Raw genomic sequence first — 24,619 nt, 5'->3', positions numbered from 1 at the left:
AGAAATTTATAAAATTTATGAAAAATAAATTCTCCATTTGCAAGATACCTTCCTTATCAAAAGGAAATAATTAATCAAAATTCAACAAAAAATAGCGTTTTTCTTGACAACTATAATAGCTTTTTTGTAAAATCCCTATCTCTTTACGAAAGACCTATGTCTTGCTCGTATGATCGCTTGATCCTATGCGAGTTATTTTGATGTAAAGAGGTCGCGAGTTTGCGACAAGTTCTTTTTAAAGGAAAACACATGGAAAGAATCAGGTTAAAGCTAAAAGCTTACGACCATAGAGTTCTAGACCGCACTGTTGCAGCAATCGTAGAAGCTGTCAAACGAACAGGTGCCGACGTTCGTGGCCCGGTACCAATGCCTACAAAGATCAAACGCTATACAGTCTTAAAATCTCCACACATCAACAAAGACTCACGTGAGCAGTTTGAGATGAGAATACACGCTCGTATGCTTGACATCGTAGCTGCTACTCCAGAAACTGTAGATAGCCTAACAAAACTCGACCTAGCTCCAGAAGTTAATGTCGAAGTTCGTGCGATGAAATAAGCGGACAAAAGGATAAGAGTATGGAATATATTGTAGAAAAAATAGGCATGAGTAGAACGATTGCCACGAAGAGTACGCCAGTTACACTACTTAAGCTAGTTGAGGCTAAAGTATGTGAGATCGACGAAAACAAACGTGCTATCGTAGCGTATGCCCACACTAAAGCAAACAACAAAGCTATCGCTGGTCAGCAAAAGAAATACAATCTGACAGCAGAATTTAACAAATTTGCTACGCTTGAAGTAGCTAATAGCGAAGTTGGAAACCTAGACTTTACACCATTAAATGAGGCTAAAATTTTAAAAGTTAGCTTTAACTCAAAAGGTAGAGGCTACCAAGGTGTGGTAAAAAGACATGGTTTCGGTGGTGGTCCAAAAAGCCACGGCTCACGTTTCCACAGACGCCACGGTTCAATTGGTAACTGCGAATGGCCAGGTCGTGTTCAACCAGGCATGAAAATGGCAGGACACATGGGTAATGAGAAAGTTACTGTTAAAAACGAGCTAATAAGCTTTGACGCTCAAAATGGCATCGTAGTTGTAAAAGGTTGCGTTCCTGGTCACAATGGTGCAATGGGTAAAATAAGGATTGTAAAATGAGTAAAATTCACGTATTAAACGATAAATTTGAAAATTCAGGCGAGTTAGAGCTTCCTGCAAGCTACGCTGAAGTAAATCCGCACAACCTATATCTTTATGTAAAATCTTACCTTGCTGGTATAAGAGCAAATTCGGCTCATACTAAAAGCCGTGCTTTTGTAAGCGGTGGTGGTAAAAAACCATGGAGACAAAAAGGACGTGGTGGTGCAAGAGCGGGTTCAACTAGAACTAACGTTTGGGTAGGCGGTGCAGTTGCATTTGGTCCAACAAACGAGAAAAACTATTTTCAAAAAGTCAATAAAAAACAAAAAAGACTAGCTCTTGAGTACGCTTTGGCAGTAAAAGCACAAGATGGTAAAATTTTCGCAGTAGATAGCATCTCAATCGAGTCTGGAAAGACAAAAGATGCAGCTAATATCATCAAAAATTTAAAAGTAAAAGACGCACTTATCGTTAAAGATTTACTAGACGATAAAACACTACTTGCTTTTAGAAATTTAGCAAACTGCTATGTAGTAGATGCAAATGAGGTAAATGCTTATCTTGTCTCTACATTTAGTTCGGTTATCATTGAAAAAGCTGCACTAAAAACTATAACAAAAGAGGGCTAAAATGGCGGATATAACTGATATCAAAACAATTATTTATACAGAAAAAACTCTAGGCCTTCAAGAACAAGGCGTTGTTGTTATCCAAACTTCACCAAGAGTTACAAAAAACAGCTTAAAAGCGGTTTTACAAGAGTATTTTGGAGTAACGCCTGTTCGCGTAAATTCACTTAGAATTAGCGGCAAGGTTAAGCGTTTTAGAGGAAGAGCAGGCCAACGTGACGAGATAAAGAAATTCTACGTTAAGTTACCTGAAGGCGTAAGCCTAGAAAATACGGAGGCGTAAGATGGCTATAAAATCATATAAACCATATACACCTAGTCGTAGATATATGACTGGACTAAGCTCTGAAGATATAACAGCTAAACCAAGCGTTAGAAGCTTGCTTGTTAAACTACCTGCAACTGGTGGTAGAAACAACAATGGTCGTATAACTTCAAGACATAAAGAAGCAGGTGCAAAAAAACTTTATCGTATCATCGACTTTAAACGTCGTAAATTTGGTATAGAAGGTAAAGTTGAAGCGATCGAGTACGATCCAAACAGAAACTGCCGTATCGCTCTTATAGCTTACAAAGATGGCGAAAAACGCTATATTATTAGACCAAATGGCCTAAATGTTGGCGATGTTATCGCATCTATCGATGAGGGCTCACTAGATATTAAACCAGGCAACGCTATGAAATTAAGATTTATCCCAGTTGGTACTATCGTTCATAACGTAGAGCTAAAACCTGGCAAAGGCGCTCAGATAGCTCGTTCAGCTGGTGGTTATGCTCAGCTAATGGGTAAAGAAGAGAAGTATGTTATCTTAAGAATGCCAAGTGGCGAGATGAGACAAGTACTAGCTGAGTGTATGGCAAGTATCGGTGTAGTAGGCAACGAAGACTGGGCTAACATCACTATAGGTAAAGCTGGACGTAATCGCTACCGCGGTATCCGCCCACAAACACGTGGTTCTGCTATGAACCCAGTTGATCACCCACACGGCGGTGGTGAAGGTAAGAAAAATTCAGGCCGTCACCCAGTTACTCCATGGGGTAAACCAACTAAAGGTGCTAAGACTCGCCGTAAAAAAGCTAGCGATAAGCTTATAATTTCAAGAAGGAAAGGAAAATAGAGATGGCAAGATCACTCAAAAAAGGTCCTTTCGTAGATGATCATGTAATGAAAAAAGTTATTGCCGCAAAAAATGCAAACGATAACAAACCAATCAAGACTTGGTCAAGACGTAGCACGATTGTACCTGAAATGATTGGACTAACATTTAACGTTCATAATGGCAAGAGCTTTATTCCTGTATATGTTACAGAAAATCATATAGGCTATAAACTTGGCGAATTTGCTCCAACACGCACATTTAAGGGTCACAAAGGCTCAGTGCAAAAGAAAATCGGCAAGTAAGGGGAGATAATATGAGTAAAGCAATTATAAAATTCGTAAGACTTTCTCCTACAAAAGCAAGACTTATAGCAAGAGAAGTTCAAGGTATGAATGCCGAGCTAGCACTTGCAAGCTTGCAATTTATGCCAAATCGTGGTGCTAAATTTATAGCAAACGCTATTAGCTCAGCAGTAGCAAATGGCGGATTTGAGCCAGAAGAGGTTGTAGTAACTAGTTGCCGCGTTGATGCTGGTCCTGTATTAAAGAGATTTAGACCAAGAGCAAGAGGAACAGCGAGCAAAATTCGCAAACCTACTTCTCATGTAATGGTAGAAGTATCTAAACCTGAAAAGAAGGAAGCATAATATGGGACAAAAAGTAAATCCAATAGGTCTTAGACTAGGAATTAACCGCAACTGGGAATCTAGATGGTTTCCAACCAAACAAAGTCTTCCTGAAAATATCGGTGAAGATTACAAAATTCGTGCATTTTTAAAGAAAAAACTTTACTATGCAGGAATTAGCCAAATTTTAATCGAAAGAACGGCTAAAAAACTTCGTGTAACCGTAGTTGCAGCTCGTCCTGGTATCATCATCGGCAAAAAAGGCCAAGATGTTGAAAACCTAAAGAACGAAGTTAGCAAACTTATCGGCAAAGAAGTAAATGTAAATATCAAAGAAGAAAGAAAAGCTCAAGCTTCAGCTCAACTTGCTGCTGAAAACGTAGCTATGCAACTTGAAAAGCGTGTCGCATTTAGACGTGCTATGAAAAAAGTTATCCAAGGTGCTCAAAAATCAGGCGCTAAAGGTATCAAAATTTCAGTTGCTGGTCGTTTAGGTGGCGCTGAGATGGCAAGAACCGAGTGGTATCTAGAAGGTCGTGTTCCGCTTCATACTCTTAGAGCAAAGATAGATTACGGTGTAGCTGAGGCTCATACAACTTATGGAAACATAGGTATTAAAGTATGGATTTTTAAAGGTGAGGTTCTTCAAAAAGGTGTTCAACCTGAGAAAACTGAAGAAGAGGCACCTAAGAAAACACGTAGAGCAAGAAGAGGTAAATAATTATGTTGATGCCTAAAAGAACGAAATTTCGTAAGCAAATGAAAGGTCGCAACCGTGGTTATGCGACTCGTGGAGCATCTTTAGCAACTGGCGAATTTGCACTTAAAGCTGTTGAGGCTGGTAGAGTAAATTCACGCCAAATAGAAGCTGCTCGTCAAGCTCTAACTCGTCACGTAAAGAGACAGGCTAAAATTTGGATTAGGGTTTTCCCTGACAAGCCACTTACTAAAAAACCTCTACAAACTCGTATGGGTAAAGGTAAGGCAGGAGTTGAAGAGTGGGTTATGAACATCAAACCTGGTCGTATAATATTTGAAATGGCTGGTGTTGACGAAGAGTTGGCTCGTGAAGCTTTAACTTTGGCTCTACACAAACTTCCTTTCAAATCAAAATTTGTAACGCGAGAGAGTGAAAATGAAATATACTGAGTTAAAAGATAAGAGCGTTGCAGAATTAAACGCGTTGCTAAAAGAGAAAAAGGTGCTTTTATTTACATTGAGACAAAAGCTAAAAACTATGCAGTTAAGCAACCCTAATGAGATTAGTGCTGTTCGCAAAGAGATAGCTCAGATCAACACTGCAATTAGTGCAACAAGACAAGGGGCGTAAAATGGCATTAAAAAGAGAAATTCAAGGTGTTGTTTTGCAAAAAGCTGGAGATAAAACAGCTACTATTTTGGTAGAAAGACGCGTTATGCACCCAAGATACCATAAATTTGTAAAACGTTTTAAAAAGTATTTAGTTCATGATGAGAAAAATGAGACAAGAGCAGGCGATACAGTTGTTGCAGTTGAGTGCAGACCACTTTCGGCTCGCAAGAATTTTCGCTTAAAAGCTGTATTGGCAAAGGGAGTTGAGTAATGATTCAAAGTTTTACAAGACTTGCAGTTGCTGATAACAGCGGCGCAAAAGAGTTAATGTGTATAAAAGTTCTTGGCGGCAGCAAAAGAAGATACGCTACACTTGGTGATATCATAGTTTGCTCTGTTAAAAAAGCTCTTCCAAATGGTAAGATCAAAAAAGGACAGGTTGTAAAAGCTGTTGTTGTAAGAACTAAAAGAGAGGTTCAAAGAGATAATGGTTCGTTAATCCGCTTTGACGAGAACGCAGCTGTTATACTTGATAGCAAAAAAGAGCCAGTCGGCACTCGTATTTTTGGACCAGTTGGACGTGAAGTTAGATATGCTAACTTTATGAAGATTGTTTCGCTAGCTCCGGAGGTTTTATAATGGCTAATGTAAAATTTAAAGTCAAAAAAGGCGATACCGTTAAGATCATCGCTGGTGACGATAAAGGCAAAACTGGTAAAATTTTAGCAGTTCTTGCAAAAAAAGGTCAGGTTATAGTTGAGGGATGCAAAGTAGCTAAAAAAGCTATCAAACCAAGCGAAAAAACTCTAAATGGTGGTCACGTAAATAAAGAGATGCCAATTGACATATCAAATGTCGCGAAAGTTGAAGGATAAGAGATATGAGTAGATTAAAAGATAAATTTAACGAAACTATCAAGCCAGCTCTCGTAAAAGAATTTGACATCAAAAATCCAATGCTTATCCCTGCGCTCGAGAAGATCGTGATCAGTGTAGGTGCTGGAGACTCTGCGAAAGATCAGAAAGTGCTTCAAAATATGGCTGATACCATTTCACTTATCGCTGGACAAAAAGCAGTTATCACTGATGCTAAAAAATCAGTTGCTGGCTTTAAAGTTCGCGAAGGTTTCCCTGTTGGTATCAAAGTAACTTTGAGAAAAGAGCAAATGTATGCTTTCTTAGATAAGCTAATCAGCGTTGCTCTTCCAAGAGTTAAAGACTTCCGTGGTCTTCCAAAAAATGGCTTTGATGGACGTGGAAACTATAACTTCGGTCTTAGCGAGCAGCTAATGTTTCCAGAGGTTGAGTATGATAAAATTTTACGAACTCATGGTATGAATATTACGATTGCTACTACGGCTAAAAACGATAAAGAGGCATTCAAATTGCTAGAGCTATTTGGTGTGCCGTTTGCAAAAGGAAAGTAAAATGGCAAAGAAATCAATGATAGCAAAAGCTGCACGCAAGCCAAAATTTGCGGTTCGCGGCTATACTAGATGCCAAATTTGCGGTCGTCCGCACTCTGTTTATAAAGATTTTGGAATTTGCCGTGTTTGCCTAAGAAAAATGGCTAACGAAGGCCTAATACCTGGTCTTAAAAAAGCAAGTTGGTAAGGAAGAGAAATGTTGAACGATTTAATATCAGATGGATTAACACGCATTAGAAATGCAAGTATGAGAAGACTTGAGACTGCGAAATTGCTTCATTCTAAGGTTGTTGAGGCTACTCTTTCTATCCTTGCAGCAAAAGGCTATGTAGAGAGCTACAACGTTATCGAAGAAGGTAACAAGAAATTTATAAACGTAGTTTTAAAGTATGATGAGTACGGCAGAAGCGTTATAAACGAGCTTAAAAGGGTTTCAAAACCTGGTCGCCGTGTTTATCAAGGTAAAGACGACATTAAGCGTTTTAAAAATGGTTACGGAACAGTTATCGTTAGCACAAGCAAAGGCGTTATGAGCGGTATTGAGGCAAGTAAAGCTGGCGTTGGTGGCGAGGTTCTTTGCACCGTTTGGTAATAAACTGCGTTAAAAGCGCTATTTTGACCTTATAACTTAAGGTTAAAATTTCTTTTTAGCTAGGTGAAATTTTATATTTCGCCAAAGCTAAATTTAGAAATTCAAATGAAGGTTTCGTCAAATTTGACGATCAAATTTACGGCATTGTGGTGTTTATTCGTAAATGTAGGAACACCCTAGACAAGTAAAGGAAAAAAATGTCACGTATTGGAAAACAGCCTATCGCTATCCCAAGTGGTGTAGACGTTAGCGTTGAAAATAATGTCCTAAAATTTAAAAAGGGCAATCACTTAAAAGAGCTTGACACAAAAGGTCACGTTGATGTCAAGATAGAAAATGGTCATATAGTTTTTGCTCCAAAGGGCGAAGATCGCCAAAGCAGAGCTTACTGGGGAACATATAGAGCACTTGCTAACAACATCGTAACTGGTATCACTCATGGCTTTACTCGCCAGCTTGAGATCAACGGTGTTGGTTACAAAGCAGCTGCAAAAGGTAAAATTTTAGAGCTATCTCTTGGTTTTTCACACCTTATTAACTATGAGCTACCAGCAGGCGTTGAAGCTAGCGTTGATAAAAACGTTATTACTATCAAAGGTGACGACAAACAAGTAGTAGGTCAAGTGGCTGCTCAAGTTAGAGGATTTAGACCACCTGAGCCATATAAGGGCAAGGGCGTTAAATATCTAGAAGAACGTATCATCCGCAAAGCGGGCAAGACATCTAAGAAGTAAGGAGCGGTAAATGACAGCAAAAGTACTAAAAAGAAAAATCGCTCTTAGAATTAAGAGAAAAAGAAGAATCAGAGGTAAAATTTCTGGTGTTGCAACTTGCCCAAGAGTTTCTATTTTCAAATCAAACAGAACCCTTTATGTTCAAGCGATTGACGATGTTACAGCTACTACACTAGCTGCAGTTGATGGTAGAAAAATAGGCATAAAAGCAAACAAAGAAGGTGCGGTCACTTTAGCTAAAGAATTTGCTAAGGCTTTGAAAGCTAAGAAGATAGATGTTGCAATTTTTGATAGAAATGGTTATCTATACCATGGCGTTATCGCAGCATTTGCTGAAGCTTTAAGAGAAAATGGCATCAAGCTATAACCCAAAGGAAAATCGATGGAAAAATATAATAGAGAAGAATTTGAAGAAGTAATCGTCGATATCGGTCGGGTTACAAAGGTTGTTAAAGGTGGTCGTAGATTTAGATTTACAGCTTTAGTTGTTGTTGGTAATAGAAATGGCCTAGTTGGCTTTGGATATGGCAAAGCTAAAGAGGTGCCAGATGCGATGAGAAAAGCGATTGACGACGCATTTAAAAATATTATCCACGTTAAGATCAAGGGCACAACTATCCCTCACGATGTAGAGGTAAAATACAACGCAAGTAGAATGCTACTTCGCCCAGCTAGCGAAGGTACCGGTGTTATCGCTGGTGGTAGTGCACGTCCTATTATCGAGCTTGCAGGTATTAAGGATATCCTTACTAAATCACTTGGCTCAAACAACTCAGCAAACGTCGTTCGTGCTACTATAAAAGCACTTAGTTTGCTAAAAAGCTAAGAGAAAGGAGTTAAGATGGCATTAGAAAAATTAACACCTGCTGCAGGTTCAACTCATGCAACTAAAAGAATAGGTCGTGGTCAAGGCAGTGGCAATGGCAAAACTGCCGGCAAAGGTAACAAAGGTCAAAGAGCAAGAAAGGGCTACAACGAAAAAAGAGGTTTTGAGGGCGGACAACAACCACTTCAAAGACGTCTTCCAAAGGTAGGCTTTGCTTCTAAATTTGAAAAACCTTATGTTATCAATGTTGAGAAGATCACAACTATAAAAGAGCTTGCTGAAATTTCAATAGCAACAATAGCTAGCGTTCATAAAATTTCAAAGAGCGTTACTAAGATAAAACTAATCGGTGCAAGCGCAAAAGCTCTTGCTTCAAAGATCAAAGACGAGAATGTTAGCGTTAGCGGAACAAAATAATGGATAAAACACTGACCAACAAGATTTTAATCACGTTGGCATTTTTGTTCGCATACAGGATACTGGCTTATGTGCCAGTTCCTGGTGTTAATGTCGACGTAATTAAAGAATTTTTCAATTCAAACAATAGCAACGCCTTGGGTCTATTTAATATGTTTAGTGGTAAGGCCGCTGAGCGTTTAAGTATCATATCTCTGGGCATCATGCCTTACATCACAGCTTCGATCATCATGGAGCTTCTAGCAGCGACATTTCCAAAGTTAGGTCAGATGAAAAAAGAGCGCGACGGTATGCAAAAATATATGCAAATCATACGTTATGCGACTATCGTTATCACTCTTGTACAATCAATCGGCGTCTCTATCGGACTTCAAAGCTTAAGCGGTCGTGGTGGCGAGCAAGCTATCATGATAGATATGAATTTATTTATTGCGATCTCTGCTGTATCTATGCTAACTGGCACCATGCTACTTATGTGGATAGGTGAGCAGATCACACAGCGTGGTATAGGCAACGGTATAAGTCTTATCATCTTTGCGGGCATCGTCTCTGGCATACCTAGTGCGATCGGCGGAACTGTAAATTTGGTAAATACTTCTGAGATGAATTTCTTAACAGTCATCGCTATTTTGGTGATCATTTTAGCGACTATTGGTGCTATTATCTTTGTCGAGATGGGCGAAAGACGTATCCCTATTTCTTACTCAAGAAAAGTGATAATGGAAAATCAAAACAAACGTATAATGAACTATATACCGATCAAAGTAAATTTAAGTGGCGTTATCCCACCGATATTTGCTAGTGCGATTTTGATGTTTCCAAGCACTATTTTACAAGCTAGCACAAATCCAGTAATCCAGGCTATCAACGACTTTTTAAGTCCAAATGGCTATATGTTTAATGTTTTAACATTTTTATTTATCATCTTCTTTGCGTTTTTCTATGCATCTATCGTGTTTAACACAAAAGATATAAGTGAAAATTTAAAGAAACAAGGCGGATTTATCCCAGGTGTTAGGCCAGGCGAGAGTACAGCTAGCTATCTAAATGAAGTAGCTGGCAGGCTAACTTTAGGTGGAGCTTTGTACTTGGGTATCATTTCAACATTACCTTGGGTACTTGTAAAGACTATGGGGGTACCATTTTATTTTGGTGGTACATCAGTTCTTATCGTGGTTTCGGTAGCACTTGATACGATGAGACGTATAGAGGCTCAGTCTTATACAAATAAATACCAAACTCTAAGTGCAGTAGGTCTGTAAAATGGCTATCACGCTAAAAAGACCAGCTGAGATAGAGAAAATGAGAGCGGCGAACAAGATCGTCGCTCGAACTCTTGATCACGTTTCTACGATCATAAAACCTGGAATTTCACTTCTTGAGATAGATAAAATTTGTGAAGATATGGTAAGAGCCGCTGGAGCAAAACCGGCCTTTAAAGGGCTTTATGGCTTTCCAAATGCAGCTTGCATAAGCGTCAATGAAGTGGTGATCCACGGAATTCCAAATGAATACAAACTAAAAGAGGGCGATATCGTTAGTGTAGATATTGGTTCAAATTTAGATGGTTATTTTGGTGATTCAGCTAGGACATTTGGAGTTGGTAAAATTTCAAAAGAAGACGAAGCTTTGATCGCTTGCTCAAAAGACGCGCTATATTTTGCAATTGATTTTATAAGAGCTGGTATGCATTTTAAAGAGATTAGCTACGAGCTTGAGAAATTTATTCTTGGTAGAGGATATGTGCCTTTGCGCGGATATTGCGGTCATGGCATAGGTAAAAGGCCGCACGAAGAGCCAGAAATTCCAAACTATCTTGAAGGAAACAACCCAAAAGCTGGACCAAAGATAAAAGAGGGAATGGTTTTTTGTATAGAACCGATGATCTGCCAAAAAGATGGCACGCCAGTTTTAGGAAGCGATAACTGGAAAGTAACCTCAAAAGATGGTTTGAGAACTAGCCATTATGAGCATTGCATGGCGATAGTTAATGGCAAAGCCGAAATTTTAAGCCAAGCATAAAATTTATATCAAAAATTTAAAGAAAGGAGAGTTTGTGGCAAAAGACGATGTCATTGAGATTGATGGAAATGTTGTTGAAGCACTGCCAAATGCAACTTTTAAAGTTGAGCTTGACAACAAACATATAATTTTATGTCATATCGCCGGAAAGATGAGAATGCATTATATAAAGATAATGCCTGGCGACCGCGTAAAAGTAGAACTTACGCCATATAGCCTAGACAAGGGCAGGATCACTTATAGATATAAGTAAATTTGATTTTGTGGCAAATATGCTAAGTAAATTTAAAGCTGGTTTTGGGTAAAATCCAAGCTTTGCGAAAAGCTGTATGAAGAATTATTTTCAAAGTTCCCCACTTATTTTGAAAATAGTTGGTTTAAATTATTTCTTTAGACCTGATGCAGCCCCTAAAAAAGTGGAATAAATTTTTAGGAGACTAAAATGAAAGTTCGTCCTTCTGTAAAGAAGATGTGTGACAAATGTAAAATTGTCAAACGTAGTGGCATAATTCGTGTTATCTGCGAAAATCCAAAACATAAACAAAGACAAGGATAAGGCATGGCACGTATTGCAGGTGTAGATTTACCAAACAAAAAGAGAATAGAGTATGGTTTGACTTATATCTATGGTATAGGTCTTTACAAATCTCGTCAAATCCTTGACGCAGCTGGAATTTCTTATGATAAGAGAGTCTATGAGCTTAGCGAAGACGAAGCAGCAGCTATCCGTAAAGAAATTCAAGAGCACCATATCGTTGAGGGTGATTTGAGAAAACAAGTTGCTATGGATATCAAAGCTCTTATGGATCTTGGAAGTTATAGAGGTCTTCGCCACAGAAAGGGTCTTCCTGTTCGTGGTCAAAAGACTAAAACTAATGCTAGAACCAGAAAAGGCAGACGTAAAACTGTCGGTGCGGCTACTAAGTAAGGCAAGGGTTAAAGGATAATAAATGGCGAAAAGAAAAATTGTTAAGAAAAAAGTAGTTAGAAAAAGCATAGCCAAAGGTATCGTTTATATCAGTGCAACATTTAACAACACTATGGTAACTGTAACTGATGAAATGGGAAATGCTATTGCATGGAGTAGTGCAGGTGGCTTAGGCTTTAAAGGTAGTAAAAAATCAACTCCTTATGCAGCTCAACAAGCTGTAGAAGATGCTTTAAATAAAGCAAAAGAACACGGCATTAAAGAAGTTGGCATCAAGGTTCAAGGTCCAGGTAGCGGACGTGAAACGGCTGTGAAGAGTGTAGGTGGTGTTGAAGGTATAAAAGTAACTTTCTTCAAAGATATCACACCTTTACCACACAATGGTTGCAGACCGCCAAAACGCCGCCGCGTATAATTAGAGAAAATTAGGAGAAATTATTATGGCTAGATATACAGGACCTGTTGAAAAATTAGAAAGACGTCTTGGTGTGTCTCTTGCGTTAAAAGGCGAAAGAAGACTTGCTGGTAAAAGCGCTTTAGAAAAAAGACCTTATGCGCCAGGACAACACGGACAAAGAAGAGCAAAAATAAGCGAATATGGCTTACAACTTCGTGAGAAGCAAAAAGCTAAATTTATGTATGGTGTTTCAGAGAAACAATTTAGAAGATTGTTCCAAGAGGCAGCACGCCGTGAGGGCAACACTGGTGCTCTTTTGGTTCAACTATTAGAGCAGAGATTAGACAATGTTGTTTACAGAATGGGCTTTGCAACGACTCGTCGTTTTGCTCGCCAGCTTGTAACTCACGGACATATTTTAGTAAATGGCAAGAGAGTAGATATCCCATCTTACAGAGTGGAGCCAGGCTCTAAAGTAGAAGTTGCTGAGAAATCTAAAAACAATCCACAAATCGTTCGCGCGATCGATCTTACAGCTCAAACTGGCATCGTTGCTTGGGTAGATGTGGAAAAAGAGAAAAAATTTGGAATTTTTACTAGAAATCCAGAAAGAGAAGAGGTTATCATTCCTGTTGAGGAAAGATTTATAGTAGAGCTTTATTCGAAATAATAGAGGGTATAAAGATGAGAAAGATTACTACATCAGCTTATATGCCAACTGAAATAGAAGTTAAAAGTGTTAGCGAAAATGTCGCTAACATTACAGCATATCCTTTTGAAGCAGGTTATGCTGTTACTTTGGCTCACCCACTACGCCGTCTTCTTTACACAAGCACAGTAGGCTTTGCTCCTATCGGTGTAAAGATAAAAGGCGTTAGTCACGAATTTGATAGTATGCGTGGCATGCTTGAAGACGTGGCATTTTTTATTATAAATTTGAAGAAGATCAGATTTAAATTAAAAAGCGGCAGTGAGCGTGAAGTTATAGAGTATAGCTTTAAGGGACCAAAAGAGATAACTGGAGCTGACCTAAATAACGACCTAGTTGAGATCGTTAATCCAGACGCATATCTTGCAACCATCAACGAAGATGCTGAGTTAAATTTCTCAGTTATCATCCAAAAAGGTATCGGATATGTTCCTAGTGAAGAGATCAGAGAAGAGATCGAAGACGAGTATATCGCACTAGATGCTTTCTTTACACCTGTTAAAAAAGCAGTTTATGAGATACAAAACGTCTTGGTTGAAGATGACCCAGACTACGAGAAGATCGTATTTACGATAACAACAGATGGTCAAGTTGGTCCAGTAGAAGCTTTTAAAAATTGTTTAGAAGCTATGTATCAACAAATGTCAGTATTTAAAGGAATTTTAGATATTGATGTTAGTGCGCCAGTTGCTAGTTCAAGTGCAAGCGGCGAGTTCTCAAAGCTACTTTCTAGTGTAGAAGATCTAAATTTAAGCGCTAGAAGTTTTAACTGCCTTGATAAAGCCGATATTAGATTTATCGGTGAGCTTGCGTTGATGGACGAAAATGAGCTTAAAGAGCTTAAAAATTTAGGTAAAAAATCTCTTGAAGAGATAAAAGCGGTTATGGAGGAGATAGGCTATCCAGTTGGTGTCGATGTGTTAAAAGATAGCAAAGAGCAACTCAGAAAGAAAATAACCGAGCTAAAATCACAAATGAGTGCAAAAGAATAAAAGGACAATAGATGAGACATAAACACGGATATCGCAAACTTGGTAGAACGTCATCTCATAGATCTGCATTGCTTAAGAATTTAGCGATAGCTATCATCAAAAGCGAAAAGATAGAGACAACTTTACCAAAAGCAAAAGAGCTTAGAAGCTATGTTGAAAAGCTTATCACAAGAGCTAGAAAGGGCGACTCTAACGCTCACAGAGCAGTATTTGCTTCATTGCAAGACAAAGAGACTACAAATAAGCTAGTTACTGAAGTGGCTCCAAAATTTAAAGAGCGCAACGGTGGCTATACAAGAATCATCAAAACTCGCGTTCGCAGAGGCGACGCAGCCGAGATGGCTTATATAGAGCTAGTAGCTGAATAATCCCCAGAGAGCCTATCTGGCTCTCTTTTCTTTCTAAATTTTTCTTTTTACGTTTATTTTTTTAAAAAATTTTGTTTTTAAATTTATCCATACTTATCCGCATCTTCTTGTTGTAGTAAATTTACAAGTTAGAAAATCATAAAATTTGGTCCTTAGGGTATTCTGCTAGTGGGTGTGGCAGGCTTGAAGCTAATGCAAATTTATATAACGGCTTTAAACCAAAAATTTAACTAGATGATCATGACGTAAAATTTAATACACTCAAAAATCCCTATAATAAACCTATAAATTTTTAGCTCTTTCGGGGGAGTTTTACAAAAAGCACAAAGATGTAGTTGAGAAATTTAAAAAGGCTCAGGACGAAATTTTAGACTACATAAAGGCAAACGAGGACGAGGCGCTTAAATTTACAGCCGAAGAGACTGGGCTTAGCATAGAGGCGGTAAAGAGCATGTATCCTCAGTATGACTTTAGCTCAAAGATCACGGCCGATGATATAAAAGCGCTTGAGGCTACGCAAGAATTTATGCTTGAGAGCAAGATGATTGAACATAAAATCGATATAAAATCACTTCTACTAAACTAAACTTAAAGGGCAAATTTGCCCTTTTTCTCCACAAAAAACCACCAAAATTTAAAGCCAAAACGCCCCCAGCAAAAGCCTAGAAAACGTTTGTTTGCACTTTATCTGCTATAATAACTAAAAAATTTAAGGAAAAAATATGATCCCATTTAGTGATGAAGAGCTTTTAAAACCAGTGACTGCGAGTTTGCAAAAGGTGCTACCGATGCTTGAAAATGACGGCGGTGGTATGGAGCTACTTGGCATAAAAAACGGCAAAATTTACGTAAGACTCACAGGACATTGTCACGGATGCGCAGCTAGTACGACCACGCTAAAATACGGCATCGAAAGGCAGCTTCGCATAGACATTCACCCAGAGCTTGAGGTCATAAATGTCCCAATAGGCGAGGAATTTGACATTGATAGATTATAAAAAAATAGGCATAAAATATTTCAAACGCTCTAAATTTAAAGATGCGATCTTTTACTTTTCACTAGCCTACGAAAAGACGCAGGAGAGAAATTTACTATTTTTGATACAAATTTGCTCTCTTGGCGAGGAAAATGCCGAGGAAGCAAAGCTCTTGTTTGACTACTACATGGCGAAGGTAAGAGCCGGCGAGGACGACGAGGGCGTGGAGGAGATTTTAAAAATTTTAGAGTCCAGAGACGAGGAGAGCGAGTACTTTGAAGAGCAAGACGCGATCAGCTACGAGGACTTTAAAAGGGCTGTTTATAAGGACGGCAGCTTTAAAAAGGTCTTTGAAAACATCATGTTCTCAACAAAGGTGATGATCTCAAACAAAGACGATTTTTTGGAATTTTTAGGAAATTTGATAAAAAATGACTTCATTGATATGAGCATGAACTACCTTGAGAGTGCAGCGGTGATGTTTGGCGGCGACGAGCGTATAGATCAGCTTTTTAAAGAGATACAAAAAAGACAAAACGATGAAAATATCAGTAGAAAATAGCTTCATAACAGATGACTCAAACGAGTGCGAGCAGGGTGCATACTTTGTGCAAACCACTGCAAATGCGAAATTTGCAGAGGATGCGGTAAAAAAGGGCGCTAAGATAATCACCCTTGAAGAGTGCAAAAAGCTTTTAAAGATTGATGAAAATCTAAAAATAGTTGGCATCACAGGCACCAATGGCAAGACCACAACGGCTGCGGCTATCTACGAAACCCTGCGAAATTTAGGTAAAAAATGTGGGCTAAGTGGCACCAGAGGGGCATTTATAGAGGGCGAGCAGATAGATGACAAGGCGCTTACGACAAGTGCCATTTTAAAGACGCTCTCATATCTCAAAGCAGCTAGCGAGCATGGCTGTGAGTACTTCGTGATGGAGGTTAGCTCGCACGCGATCGCTCAAAAGCGCATAGAGAGCTTGAAATTTGCCCTAAAAATTTTTACAAATTTAACTCAAGACCATCTCGACTACCACAAGAGCATGGAGGAGTATGCTAGGGTAAAATCAAGCTTTTTTGACGATGAGAGCATAAAGCTCATAAATATTGACGATGGCGGAGTTAAATTTAACCCAAAAAATGCCTACACATACGCGGTCAAAAAGCCAGCCAGCTTTGCACCGATAGTTTATGGGCTAAAGGGCGGCATAGACGCGGTCATCAAGACGCCAAATGGCGATGTGGAGATAGACTCAAGCCTTCAAGGCGAGTTTAATCTTTACAATCTAATCGCCGCTCTTGGCGCCGTTTGCCTGCTAGAGCGCCCAGACGCAGCCGCACTTTCAAAGGCGATAAGTAAATTTAAAGGCGTGAGCGGCAGGATGGAGGTCGTTAGCACCGATCCGCTAGTCATCGTGGATTTTGCCCATACGCCAGATGGCATAGAAAAGGTGCTAAACTCGCTTAGACATCTAAATTTGATCGCAGTCTTTGGCGCAGGCGGCGACAGAGATAGGACAAAGCGCCCTAAAATGGGAGCGATAGCCCAAAAATACGCAAGAATTTGCATAGTCACAAGTGACAATCCAAGAAGCGAAGAGCCAGAGAGCATAATCGATGAAATTTGCGCTGGCATGAGCCAAAATGAAAATTTGATACGAAACGCCAACCGCAAAGAGGCAATCGCGCTAGCCATTAGCAAGCTTGAGCCTGGCTGGGCGCTTGTCATACTCGGCAAAGGCGACGAGCCATATCAAGAGATAAAGGGCGTCAAGCACCCATTTAGCGACAAAGAAGTAGTAAAAGAGCTTTTAAAGAGGTAAAAATGAATATAGAAATTTTAGCTAGTAAGATCCACAGAGCCGTCGTAACAGACGCAAATTTAAACTATGTTGGCTCGATCAGCATCGGCGAGGAGCTTATAAAAGCTGCAAATTTGATAGAAAATCAAAAGGTTGAAATTTTAGACGTAAATAATGGCGAGAGATTTGCCACCTACGTGATAAAGGGCAAAAAAGGCGAAATTTGCCTAAACGGCGCAGCTGCTAGAAAAGTCTGCGTAGGAGACGTGGTCATCATCGTGGCTTACGCTAGCATGAAATTTAAAAAGGCTAAGAAATTTAAGCCAACCATCGTGCACGTAAATAACAAAAACGAGATCATAAAGGAGTAGGCGATGTTTGAGGGATTTGACTTTTCAAAGATGGGGCAGATGCTTGAGGATGTGCAAAGACAGGCCAAACAGATAGAAGAAGAGAGCAAAAATAAAGAATTTGGAGCAAAAAGTGGCGGTGGGCTGGTGAGCGTGAGAGCAAACGGCAGTGGCGAGATACTTGATATCAGTATAGATGATAGCTTGCTTGAAGATAAAAAGAGTATGCAAATTTTACTAATAAGCGCCGTAAATGACGTGCTAAAGTCAGTTGAGGCTGATAAGAAAAACACCGCTTCAAGGATGCTTGGCGGTCTTGCTTCGATGGGGATAAAATGAGACTAAAATATAAATTTGCCCTTGCATTTTTGCTATCAGCGCTTTGCCTAAACGCCGATCCTAGGCCTACGCAAGAGGACTTTAACGCCTGCTTTGAAAAGAACAAAAACTCGATCGTCTCAGTAAATAAACACTTTGGCGTGGCTATCACTAAAAATTTGATCGCAGTGCCAAAAAGCGAGGGAGCTCCGCTTGGCGAATATGTCAAATTTGACCCATATTTGCAGCTTTTCCTAGTGCGCTCTAGCAAAGAGTTAAGCCCTGTTGTGATGGCTGATGAGACCAACGAGGAACGCATTAAAAAGAGCACTTGGGTTGGCATCTTAAACGACTCTAATAACACCGTCATGGGTCACATCAAGTCTTTGGGGCAAAATTTGGGCGACTTTGACACGCTAAGCTTCGAGTATAACGCAACTGGCGAGATAAATACACCTTGTTGTAAGATGATAGGCATAGCTGTTGGAGCTGATAAATTTATACCAAACCGCTATCTAAAGCACTTTGTATCTTATGATGACGTATATTACGGCGATATCGGCGTGAAATTCTTGCAAAAAGAGGATAAATTTTTTGTGGGTCTTGTTGATCCACTGGGCCGCGGCAAGATGATGATGGTTGATGATGAGCTTGTTAGTGTAAATGGCATCAAGCCAAAGAGCCTAAGAGAGCTAAATGAGATGGTGCTTTTTGCTCCAAAGGGCGCAAAACTGGACATCATCGTGAAGCGTGATAGGCAAGAGCTACTCTTTCAAGTCCCAGTAAGCGGAGATGTGAAATTTAACCAAAGCCTTGATATAGACGCTCCTTCAAGCCTTGATCTGCCAAATTTAAATGTCATGCCAAAGTCGCCTGAGAGCTTGCTAGATGATAAAGTTTTGGTGGATTATGGTATCACGGTTGATAAAAATTTAGTAGTTACAAAGGTCGAGCCAAAGTCAAATGCCGACATCTTTGGCATCAAAATAGGCGATAAAATTTTAGGCTACAACAAAGAGAGCGTGAATAGCCGCGAGGAGCTTTTAGAAAAGATCGGCGATCTGCAAAATTTCGTGCTTTTATTTACTAGAAATGACTTTCAGTTCTTTGCAAGAGTGCCAAAATGAGCCTACTTGAGGACTTCGTAAAATTTCTAAATGCAAATTTGCCAAAGGCGTCTAGCTTTCATCCTTACTATGAGGAGGCGCTTGGCATTATGCTAAAGGCTGGAGGCAAGCACTTTAGGGCGCTTTTGCTTCTTGGCGTGGTCGAAAATGTCGATAAAAGCCTCACGCAAAAGGCGATGAGAGTGGCTTTGGGGCTTGAGATGATGCATACATACTCGCTCATCCATGATGATCTGCCGTCTATGGATAACGCAAGCCTAAGGCGCGGCACGCCAACGCTTCACGTCACATACGACGAGACTACTGCTATACTTGCAGGAGATGCGCTAAATACGCATGCTTTTTATGAAATTTCACGTGCCAAGTTGCCAGCTGACACTCGTATAAAGTGCGTTGAAATTTTAAGCCAAAATGCTGGCGTTAGCGGCATGGTGCTAGGGCAGGCGCTGGATTGTTTTTTTGAAAATACAAACAAAGAGGACATCAAAAGAGCAAAGACTAAATTTGGCCTCTCTGGCAAGATGCTAAGCCTTGATGAGCTAGTCTTTTTGCACATCCACAAAACCGCAAAACTCATCGCTGCAAGCCTAAAAATGGGCGCTGTGATAGTAAATTTAAGCGAAAAAGAGTGCGAGAAAATTTACGATATCGGCCTAAAGCTTGGGCTTGCTTTTCAGATACAAGACGACATCATCGATCTCACAAGCGACGAGGCAGCTGCTGGGAAGCCAGTGCACAACGACCTAGCTAAAAACTCATTTACAAATTTACTTGGTCTATCTGGCGCAAAAAAGAAAAAAGATGAGCTTATTTGCGAGATAGAAGAGGCGCTAAAACAGGTAGATACAAATATCGCAAAGATGATCTTAGAGCTTACAGACAAGCACCTAAGATAGTGCGTAAATTTCGTAAATTTATATCACTTTTTAGACATTTTGGGCAAAAACGCAAGGCAAGTTTTAATCACTTTTTTGTATAATCTGACGCAATAAAAGGAGATCATATGCTAAAAAAACAAGCCGATACTATAAGATTTTTGTGCGCTGATATGGTGCAAAACGCTAACAGCGGACACCCAGGTGCTCCTATGGGCCTAGCCGATATCATGGTGGTTTTAAGCAACTTTTTAAAACACAACCCTAAAAATCCAAAATGGCTAAATAGAGATAGGCTCGTTTTTAGCGGTGGTCACGCATCAAGCTTAGTCTATAGCTTTTTGCACCTAAGCGGCTACGATCTAAGCCTAGATGAGCTCAAAAATTTTCGCCAACTTGGCTCAAACACCCCAGGACACCCAGAAATTCACACTCCAGGCGTTGAGATGGCTACTGGCCCACTTGGTCAAGGCGTGGCAAATGCAGTTGGCCTTGCCATGGCAGAAAAATACGCTGCAAACGTGCTAAATGAGCCAGATAATAAAATAATCGATCACAAAATTTACTGCCTTTGCGGCGACGGCGATCTTGAAGAGGGCATAAGCTACGAGGCATGTTCGATCGCAGGAAATTTAAGACTAGACAACCTTGTGCTCATCTACGACTCAAACAATATCACGATCGAGGGTGACACAGCGATCGCATTTAGCGAGGATGTCAAGGCGAGGTTCGAGGCACAGGGCTGGGAGGTCGCACGCATAGACGGACACGACTACAACCAGATCGAATTTGCACTTGAGCAAGCGAGCGAGAAAGAGTCGCCATATCTCATCATCGCAAACACACACATAGCACGCGGCGCAATGGAGCTTGAAGGCAGCCACCACAGCCACGGCGCACCGCTTGGCGAAGAGATCATCAAAAAGGCAAAGGCCGCAGCTGGTTTTGACCCTGAGAAGAAATTTGCTATCGACGAGGACGTGCTTTTAAGATTTAGAGGCGCAGTTGAAAAGGGCGATCTTGAAGAGGCGATGTGGAACAAAAAGGTTGAGGCACTAAGCATTGAAGGCAAAAATTTATTAAACTCACTTCTTAATCCAGACTTTAGCAAGATCGAATTCCCAGACTTTAGCGACAAAAAGCTAGCTACAAGAGATACAAACCATGTCATTTTAAATGAGATAGCCAAAAAACTCCCTGGCTTTATCGGTGGTAGCGCAGATCTTGCTCCTTCAAACAAGACTGAGCTAAAGGGCATGGGCGACTTCCCAAATGGCAAAAATATCCACTACGGCATCAGAGAACACGCCATGGCAGCTATCAACAACGGCATCGCTAGATACGGCCTTTTCTTGCCCTTTTCAGCGACATTTTTCATCTTCAGTGACTATCTAAAGCCAAGTGCGAGGATAGCAGCGCTAATGGGCATCAAGCACTTTTTTGTCTTTACGCACGATAGTATCGGCGTTGGCGAAGATGGTCCGACACACCAGCCTATCGAGCAGCTTAGCACATTTAGAGCGATGCCAAATTTCTACACTTTCCGCCCAGCTGATGGTAACGAAAACGCAGCTAGCTGGCAAGCAGCTCTAAATTTAAACGCTCCAAGCGCATTTGTGCTTAGCCGCCAAGGGCTTGACCCACTTGCAAAAGGCGAATTTGGCGAGGTTAGCAACGGAGCGTATCTTTTAAGCTTGGCAAAAGATGCAAAGATCACATTTATAGCAAGCGGCAGCGAGGTCTCACTCTGCGTAAAAGCAGCCGCACTTCTAGCTGAGCAAGGTATCGGTGCAAACATCGTATCAGCGCCTTGTTTTGACCTACTTTGCGAGCAGCCAGCTGAGTATGTGGCTAGAATTTTAGATAAAAATACAACCATCATCGCAGTTGAGGCTGCAACTGGCTATGAGTGGTATAAATTTGCTGACGCGGTTTATGGCATGAACAGCTTTGGCGCCAGCGGCAAGGCAAATGAGCTATTTGATCACTTCGGATTTACTCCGCAAAAGCTTGCAAATTTTGCTAGTGAACTTATATAAAATTTAACTTTGGGGAGTAAAATCCCCAGCTGCAATCTAAAATCAAAAAAGGCATTTTATGGAAATTTCTCACGTTATCGTTTTGGCCTTGGTGCAAGGCATAAGCGAGTTTTTGCCGATATCAAGCTCGGCTCATCTCATCTTGGTGCCAAAGCTACTTGGCTGGCCAGATCAAGGGCTTGCTTTTGACGTGGCAGTGCATGTTGGTACGCTAAGCGCGATACTTTTTTATTTTAAAGATACGATTTTTAAGCTACTTCGCGACTTTTTTGCCTCGATAGCGCAAAGAAAGATGGTAGGCGATAGCTTGCTTGTCTGGTGCGTGGGATTTGCCACTATCCCAGTTGGTATCTTTGGACTTTTGTTTAACAACGTGATCGAAGAGTACGCAAGAAGCGGCGTTGTGATCGCTGTTACAACGATCATCTTTGGCATCGCACTTTACTTTGCTGATCTTCGCTCAACAAACAAAAGCGAATACGAAATGACCATAAAATTTGCTCTCATCATCGGCTTAGCGCAGGCTGTGGCGCTCATCCCTGGCGTCTCAAGATCAGGCATAACGATGACGGCGGCACTTTTTTTAGGCTTTAGCCATAAAGGCAGTGCAAATTTCTCATTTTTACTTTCGATACCTGTCATCATCCTAGCTGGCGGACTTGAGAGCATAAAGCTTATAAAAGATCCAAACGCTCTGCCTTGGAGCGACATCGCCCTTGGCGTCATCATAAGTGCAGTTAGTGCTTATATCTGCGTGAAGCTATTTATGGGGATCATCTCAAGGATCAGGATGCTACCTTTTGTCATCTATCGCTTGATCTTGGGTGCGTTTTTGCTCTATCTATTCTTATAAATTTAAGTGATGAAAAGGCTAGGCTAAGACCTAGCCAAAATGATAAATTTGCCAAAAAGCTTGGCAAATTTACTCCTCTTTTTTATCTTTTTTTATGACGTTTATGAAGTCTTTTGCGGCTTGATATGCTCTGTCGCCAAATTTCTTAGCTTCTGATTTTATATCCATCTGTTTGATGTCTTCAAGCTTGTCGTTCGCCTTTTTCTCAAACTCTGCGATATCTTGTTTGAGGCCTTCAAGCTTGTCATTTGCGTCAAAATTTAGCTTTAGCTCTTGCTTTAGAGCTTCAAATTTATTGTTCGCCTCGCTCACAAGCTTTGCAACGCCGTTTGACTTTAGCTCTTCAAGCCTTGAGCTGATCTGCTCCATCGCTTGATCGCTTATGCGTTTAAATTTTGCTAGGTTTGTGTCAAGCTCGCTATTTATCACGCTTTCGATCTCGCTTTTAGCCACGCCGTCAAATTCATTTTCAAGCTCTTTAAGAAGCGCTATGAACTCTTCATCCACGTTTTTTAAATTTAAAAGCTGTGAGTTTAGCCTTAGCTCATCTGGAGCAAATTTCGCCTCATCTTTTAGCTTCTCAATAGCTCTTAAAACGCCATCTCTTGTGCCGTTTATCGCGCCTTTTATGAGCTCTTTTGCAAATATATGCCCCTCATTTGCTAAATTCCCCGCTGCACTGATGATATTTTTTGAAATTTCAAACATTCGCTCCTTGCTAAACTCCCCGCCTCTTATCGCAGAATAGGTCATATTTTTAGCTATCGCGCCAGCGGTCTCTTCTACGTCCTTTGCACCTTCAAGTGTTGTTAGAAAGGCGATTTGAGCGCTCTCTTTTAAGATGCCAAGCATCCTTGTTTCTCTAATAATGGCGTTATTTAAAAGCTCTAAAATTTCCTCTTTTTCGCCAAAATTTCTATCCTTTACGACCTCTTCAGCCGCTTCAAATGAAATTTTTAGCCTATTTTTTATCTCTTCACGCTTTGCCTCGATCGCTCTATTTATCTCATCTCTTTTATCAAATAGCTCATAAAGCCCCTTCTCTTGGCCGCTAACTAGGGCCTGATTTATCCCCTCCATAGCGCTTTTTAGGTTTTTAGCATTTATGAGGCTCTCTTTATCCATCTTATCGTAAAGCTCGTTCATCTTTTGCTTTAAAAGATCGGGCAGTGTGTTTTCGTCTTTGTCTGAGACGTCCCTAAAAAAGTCGTTGCAAAGAGCCTTTATGCTAGTTAGTAGCCCCTCGCTATCTTTATAATCACGTAAATTTTGCTCAAGTTTATCCATATTTTTGCCTTATAAAACGTATTTTGCTTCGTGTTTTAGCGCTGAAAAAATCTCTAGCCTCTCTTCTTCGCTTAAAACTAGCACGGCTAGGTCGTAGCTAGCGTATTTTTTATCTTTGCTAAATTTTGAAAAAACTAGCTTAAATTCTCTATCTTTTACTATCTCTTTTACCTTCTCTTCGGCATTTACGCCAGCGTCAAATATCACTTTATACTCCCAGTGTGTTGGGTAGTCGATTTTTGCCTTTTTATTATTTAGATCGCATATATTCGCCACTTTTGCCTCCTGTTTTGCTCTCTAGCACGATGTTATCTATCTGCATGCCCTTATCTATAGCTTTTACCATATCATAAATGGTTAAAAGTCCCACGCTCACGCCTGTTAGAGCCTCCATCTCAACGCCTGTTTTGCCCTCTATCTTGACGCTCACATAAAGCTTAAAAGCGCAAATTTCAGGCAGCTCCTCGATGTCACAATCCACACCCAAAATGGCCAGTGGATGGCACATAGGTATTAGCTCGCTTGTCTTTTTAGCGCCCATTATAGCAGCGACAACCGCTGTTTGGATGACTGGGCCTTTTTTTCCAGTATTTTCTTTGATCGCCTTAAAAGCATCTTTGCTCATTTTGATGATCCCGCTAGCAGTTGCTACTCTTTTAGTTGGATCTTTTGGGCTTACATCGACCATCTTTGGACGGTCTTTTTCATCTAAATGTGTTAGCATTATCTCTCCTTTTTTTGGTGGATTATAGCCTATTTAAGCAAATTTAAGTTA

The 24,619-nt window shown here is 40.3% G+C and carries 42 protein-coding genes; 39 read left to right on the top strand and 3 right to left on the bottom strand.

What is annotated here, in order from left to right:
- Nucleotides 1-249: 249 nt before the first annotated feature.
- The 39 genes from rpsJ to CYO90_RS02765 all read left to right on the top strand — a co-directional run bounded on the left by rpsJ (nucleotide 250) and on the right by CYO90_RS02765 (nucleotide 22,557).
- Nucleotides 250-558 (top strand): 30S ribosomal protein S10, encoded by a 309-nt coding sequence (rpsJ, locus tag CYO90_RS02955; RefSeq protein WP_009295257.1) that lies wholly within the window; start codon nucleotides 250-252, stop codon nucleotides 556-558.
- Between the two features lie 20 nt (nucleotides 559-578).
- Nucleotides 579-1,157, top strand: coding sequence for a 50S ribosomal protein L3 (gene rplC, locus CYO90_RS02950; RefSeq protein ID WP_002941563.1), 579 nt, complete (start codon nucleotides 579-581; stop codon nucleotides 1,155-1,157).
- Nucleotides 1,154-1,768, top strand: a complete 615-nt coding sequence (rplD, locus tag CYO90_RS02945; RefSeq protein ID WP_012140561.1) for a 50S ribosomal protein L4 — start codon at nucleotides 1,154-1,156, stop codon at nucleotides 1,766-1,768. The genes rplC and rplD overlap by 4 nt, the downstream gene beginning before the upstream one ends.
- Before the next feature lies 1 nt (nucleotide 1,769).
- A complete protein-coding gene (locus tag CYO90_RS02940) occupies nucleotides 1,770-2,051 on the top strand; it encodes a 50S ribosomal protein L23 (protein ID WP_002941535.1) in 282 nt (93 codons plus the stop codon).
- Between the two features lies 1 nt (nucleotide 2,052).
- Complete coding sequence (rplB, locus tag CYO90_RS02935; RefSeq protein WP_002941522.1) at nucleotides 2,053-2,886, top strand: 50S ribosomal protein L2; 834 nt, start codon at nucleotides 2,053-2,055, stop codon at nucleotides 2,884-2,886.
- A gap of 2 nt (nucleotides 2,887-2,888) precedes the next feature.
- A complete protein-coding gene (gene rpsS / locus CYO90_RS02930) occupies nucleotides 2,889-3,170 on the top strand; it encodes a 30S ribosomal protein S19 (RefSeq protein ID WP_002941639.1) in 282 nt (93 codons plus the stop codon).
- An 11-nt stretch (nucleotides 3,171-3,181) separates the two neighbouring features.
- Nucleotides 3,182-3,514, top strand: coding sequence for a 50S ribosomal protein L22 (gene rplV / locus CYO90_RS02925; RefSeq protein WP_009295259.1), 333 nt, complete (start codon nucleotides 3,182-3,184; stop codon nucleotides 3,512-3,514).
- A 1-nt stretch (nucleotide 3,515) separates the two neighbouring features.
- Complete coding sequence (gene rpsC / locus CYO90_RS02920; RefSeq protein WP_002941650.1) at nucleotides 3,516-4,214, top strand: 30S ribosomal protein S3; 699 nt, start codon at nucleotides 3,516-3,518, stop codon at nucleotides 4,212-4,214.
- A gap of 2 nt (nucleotides 4,215-4,216) precedes the next feature.
- The gene (gene rplP / locus CYO90_RS02915) at nucleotides 4,217-4,642 is read left to right on the top strand and encodes a 50S ribosomal protein L16 (protein WP_002941572.1); all 426 of its coding nucleotides are present in this window, start codon (nucleotides 4,217-4,219) and stop codon (nucleotides 4,640-4,642) included.
- Entirely contained in the window at nucleotides 4,629-4,823 is a 195-nt protein-coding gene (gene rpmC, locus CYO90_RS02910) for a 50S ribosomal protein L29 (protein WP_002941625.1), read from the top strand. Before rplP ends, rpmC begins: the two co-directional genes overlap by 14 nt.
- A gap of 1 nt (nucleotide 4,824) precedes the next feature.
- Nucleotides 4,825-5,076 carry a 30S ribosomal protein S17 gene (rpsQ, locus tag CYO90_RS02905; protein ID WP_002941511.1) on the top strand — a complete coding sequence of 84 codons (252 nt, stop codon included), beginning with the start codon at nucleotides 4,825-4,827 and terminating at the stop codon, nucleotides 5,074-5,076.
- Nucleotides 5,076-5,444, top strand: a complete 369-nt coding sequence (gene rplN, locus CYO90_RS02900) for a 50S ribosomal protein L14 (protein WP_002941516.1) — start codon at nucleotides 5,076-5,078, stop codon at nucleotides 5,442-5,444. The genes rpsQ and rplN overlap by 1 nt, the downstream gene beginning before the upstream one ends.
- Nucleotides 5,444-5,680 carry a 50S ribosomal protein L24 gene (rplX, locus tag CYO90_RS02895; RefSeq protein ID WP_103578380.1) on the top strand — a complete coding sequence of 79 codons (237 nt, stop codon included), beginning with the start codon at nucleotides 5,444-5,446 and terminating at the stop codon, nucleotides 5,678-5,680. The genes rplN and rplX overlap by 1 nt, the downstream gene beginning before the upstream one ends.
- A gap of 5 nt (nucleotides 5,681-5,685) precedes the next feature.
- Nucleotides 5,686-6,231 (top strand): 50S ribosomal protein L5, encoded by a 546-nt coding sequence (gene rplE, locus CYO90_RS02890; RefSeq protein WP_002941643.1) that lies wholly within the window; start codon nucleotides 5,686-5,688, stop codon nucleotides 6,229-6,231.
- A gap of 1 nt (nucleotide 6,232) precedes the next feature.
- The gene (locus tag CYO90_RS02885; protein ID WP_002941532.1) at nucleotides 6,233-6,418 is read left to right on the top strand and encodes a type Z 30S ribosomal protein S14; all 186 of its coding nucleotides are present in this window, start codon (nucleotides 6,233-6,235) and stop codon (nucleotides 6,416-6,418) included.
- Between the two features lie 9 nt (nucleotides 6,419-6,427).
- A complete protein-coding gene (rpsH, locus tag CYO90_RS02880) occupies nucleotides 6,428-6,823 on the top strand; it encodes a 30S ribosomal protein S8 (protein ID WP_009295261.1) in 396 nt (131 codons plus the stop codon).
- A gap of 197 nt (nucleotides 6,824-7,020) precedes the next feature.
- The gene (gene rplF, locus CYO90_RS02875) at nucleotides 7,021-7,557 is read left to right on the top strand and encodes a 50S ribosomal protein L6 (protein WP_002941606.1); all 537 of its coding nucleotides are present in this window, start codon (nucleotides 7,021-7,023) and stop codon (nucleotides 7,555-7,557) included.
- Nucleotides 7,558-7,567: 10 nt separating this feature from the next.
- Nucleotides 7,568-7,924, top strand: coding sequence for a 50S ribosomal protein L18 (gene rplR / locus CYO90_RS02870; RefSeq protein WP_002941658.1), 357 nt, complete (start codon nucleotides 7,568-7,570; stop codon nucleotides 7,922-7,924).
- Between the two features lie 15 nt (nucleotides 7,925-7,939).
- Nucleotides 7,940-8,383 carry a 30S ribosomal protein S5 gene (gene rpsE, locus CYO90_RS02865; RefSeq protein WP_002941646.1) on the top strand — a complete coding sequence of 148 codons (444 nt, stop codon included), beginning with the start codon at nucleotides 7,940-7,942 and terminating at the stop codon, nucleotides 8,381-8,383.
- Between the two features lie 15 nt (nucleotides 8,384-8,398).
- Nucleotides 8,399-8,800: a 50S ribosomal protein L15 gene (gene rplO / locus CYO90_RS02860; protein WP_103578379.1), complete on the top strand. Its 402-nt coding sequence runs from the start codon at nucleotides 8,399-8,401 to the stop codon at nucleotides 8,798-8,800.
- On the top strand, nucleotides 8,800-10,062 hold the full coding sequence (gene secY, locus CYO90_RS02855; RefSeq protein ID WP_009295263.1) for a preprotein translocase subunit SecY: 1,263 nt from the start codon (nucleotides 8,800-8,802) through the stop codon (nucleotides 10,060-10,062). The genes rplO and secY overlap by 1 nt, the downstream gene beginning before the upstream one ends.
- A gap of 1 nt (nucleotide 10,063) precedes the next feature.
- Entirely contained in the window at nucleotides 10,064-10,822 is a 759-nt protein-coding gene (map, locus tag CYO90_RS02850) for a type I methionyl aminopeptidase (protein WP_103578378.1), read from the top strand.
- A 34-nt stretch (nucleotides 10,823-10,856) separates the two neighbouring features.
- The gene (gene infA / locus CYO90_RS02845; RefSeq protein ID WP_002848031.1) at nucleotides 10,857-11,075 is read left to right on the top strand and encodes a translation initiation factor IF-1; all 219 of its coding nucleotides are present in this window, start codon (nucleotides 10,857-10,859) and stop codon (nucleotides 11,073-11,075) included.
- Between the two features lie 189 nt (nucleotides 11,076-11,264).
- On the top strand, nucleotides 11,265-11,378 hold the full coding sequence (gene rpmJ, locus CYO90_RS02840) for a 50S ribosomal protein L36 (protein WP_002941545.1): 114 nt from the start codon (nucleotides 11,265-11,267) through the stop codon (nucleotides 11,376-11,378).
- A gap of 3 nt (nucleotides 11,379-11,381) precedes the next feature.
- Nucleotides 11,382-11,750, top strand: coding sequence for a 30S ribosomal protein S13 (rpsM, locus tag CYO90_RS02835; protein ID WP_002941610.1), 369 nt, complete (start codon nucleotides 11,382-11,384; stop codon nucleotides 11,748-11,750).
- 22 nt (nucleotides 11,751-11,772) lie between these two features.
- A complete protein-coding gene (gene rpsK / locus CYO90_RS02830) occupies nucleotides 11,773-12,165 on the top strand; it encodes a 30S ribosomal protein S11 (protein WP_002941551.1) in 393 nt (130 codons plus the stop codon).
- Between the two features lie 25 nt (nucleotides 12,166-12,190).
- Complete coding sequence (gene rpsD / locus CYO90_RS02825; protein ID WP_002941501.1) at nucleotides 12,191-12,817, top strand: 30S ribosomal protein S4; 627 nt, start codon at nucleotides 12,191-12,193, stop codon at nucleotides 12,815-12,817.
- A gap of 14 nt (nucleotides 12,818-12,831) precedes the next feature.
- Complete coding sequence (locus CYO90_RS02820) at nucleotides 12,832-13,848, top strand: DNA-directed RNA polymerase subunit alpha (protein ID WP_002941564.1); 1,017 nt, start codon at nucleotides 12,832-12,834, stop codon at nucleotides 13,846-13,848.
- Between the two features lie 11 nt (nucleotides 13,849-13,859).
- Complete coding sequence (gene rplQ, locus CYO90_RS02815; RefSeq protein ID WP_002941584.1) at nucleotides 13,860-14,216, top strand: 50S ribosomal protein L17; 357 nt, start codon at nucleotides 13,860-13,862, stop codon at nucleotides 14,214-14,216.
- Between the two features lie 451 nt (nucleotides 14,217-14,667).
- The gene (locus tag CYO90_RS10440) at nucleotides 14,668-14,802 is read left to right on the top strand and encodes a hypothetical protein (RefSeq protein ID WP_258030631.1); all 135 of its coding nucleotides are present in this window, start codon (nucleotides 14,668-14,670) and stop codon (nucleotides 14,800-14,802) included.
- Nucleotides 14,803-14,938: 136 nt separating this feature from the next.
- Nucleotides 14,939-15,214 (top strand): NifU family protein, encoded by a 276-nt coding sequence (locus CYO90_RS02805; protein WP_009295267.1) that lies wholly within the window; start codon nucleotides 14,939-14,941, stop codon nucleotides 15,212-15,214.
- The gene (locus CYO90_RS02800; protein WP_035142362.1) at nucleotides 15,201-15,755 is read left to right on the top strand and encodes a hypothetical protein; all 555 of its coding nucleotides are present in this window, start codon (nucleotides 15,201-15,203) and stop codon (nucleotides 15,753-15,755) included. Before CYO90_RS02805 ends, CYO90_RS02800 begins: the two co-directional genes overlap by 14 nt.
- Nucleotides 15,733-17,016, top strand: coding sequence for a UDP-N-acetylmuramoyl-L-alanyl-D-glutamate--2,6-diaminopimelate ligase (locus tag CYO90_RS02795; protein ID WP_103578377.1), 1,284 nt, complete (start codon nucleotides 15,733-15,735; stop codon nucleotides 17,014-17,016). The genes CYO90_RS02800 and CYO90_RS02795 overlap by 23 nt, the downstream gene beginning before the upstream one ends.
- Before the next feature lie 2 nt (nucleotides 17,017-17,018).
- Nucleotides 17,019-17,366 (top strand): aspartate 1-decarboxylase, encoded by a 348-nt coding sequence (gene panD / locus CYO90_RS02790; protein WP_002941539.1) that lies wholly within the window; start codon nucleotides 17,019-17,021, stop codon nucleotides 17,364-17,366.
- A 3-nt stretch (nucleotides 17,367-17,369) separates the two neighbouring features.
- Nucleotides 17,370-17,684, top strand: a complete 315-nt coding sequence (locus CYO90_RS02785) for a YbaB/EbfC family nucleoid-associated protein (RefSeq protein ID WP_103578376.1) — start codon at nucleotides 17,370-17,372, stop codon at nucleotides 17,682-17,684.
- Entirely contained in the window at nucleotides 17,681-18,790 is a 1,110-nt protein-coding gene (locus CYO90_RS02780; RefSeq protein ID WP_103578375.1) for a DUF7488 domain-containing protein, read from the top strand. The genes CYO90_RS02785 and CYO90_RS02780 overlap by 4 nt, the downstream gene beginning before the upstream one ends.
- Nucleotides 18,787-19,686: a polyprenyl synthetase family protein gene (locus CYO90_RS02775; RefSeq protein WP_103578374.1), complete on the top strand. Its 900-nt coding sequence runs from the start codon at nucleotides 18,787-18,789 to the stop codon at nucleotides 19,684-19,686. The genes CYO90_RS02780 and CYO90_RS02775 overlap by 4 nt, the downstream gene beginning before the upstream one ends.
- Nucleotides 19,687-19,793: 107 nt before the next feature.
- A complete protein-coding gene (tkt, locus tag CYO90_RS02770) occupies nucleotides 19,794-21,704 on the top strand; it encodes a transketolase (protein WP_103578373.1) in 1,911 nt (636 codons plus the stop codon).
- Nucleotides 21,705-21,762: 58 nt separating this feature from the next.
- Complete coding sequence (locus CYO90_RS02765; RefSeq protein WP_002941660.1) at nucleotides 21,763-22,557, top strand: undecaprenyl-diphosphate phosphatase; 795 nt, start codon at nucleotides 21,763-21,765, stop codon at nucleotides 22,555-22,557.
- A gap of 69 nt (nucleotides 22,558-22,626) precedes the next feature.
- Here CYO90_RS02765 and CYO90_RS02760 read toward each other — a convergent pair whose 3' ends face one another.
- The 3 genes from CYO90_RS02760 to moaC are packed head-to-tail and all read right to left on the bottom strand — an operon-like array spanning nucleotide 22,627 to nucleotide 24,571.
- A complete protein-coding gene (locus tag CYO90_RS02760) occupies nucleotides 22,627-23,844 on the bottom strand; it encodes a hypothetical protein (RefSeq protein WP_103578372.1) in 1,218 nt (405 codons plus the stop codon).
- Nucleotides 23,845-23,853: 9 nt separating this feature from the next.
- The gene (locus CYO90_RS02755; protein ID WP_009295275.1) at nucleotides 23,854-24,120 is read right to left on the bottom strand and encodes an HP0495 family protein; all 267 of its coding nucleotides are present in this window, start codon (nucleotides 24,118-24,120) and stop codon (nucleotides 23,854-23,856) included.
- Nucleotides 24,095-24,571, bottom strand: a complete 477-nt coding sequence (moaC, locus tag CYO90_RS02750; RefSeq protein ID WP_180996194.1) for a cyclic pyranopterin monophosphate synthase MoaC — start codon at nucleotides 24,569-24,571, stop codon at nucleotides 24,095-24,097. Before moaC ends, CYO90_RS02755 begins: the two co-directional genes overlap by 26 nt.
- Nucleotides 24,572-24,619: the final 48 nt, after the last annotated feature.

Source organism: Campylobacter concisus (assembly GCF_002913745.1).
Taxonomy (GTDB): Bacteria; Campylobacterota; Campylobacteria; order Campylobacterales; family Campylobacteraceae; genus Campylobacter_A; species Campylobacter_A concisus_R.
Note: the sequence above shows the minus strand (reverse complement) of the source record. Positions and strands in the feature narration are given on the sequence as shown.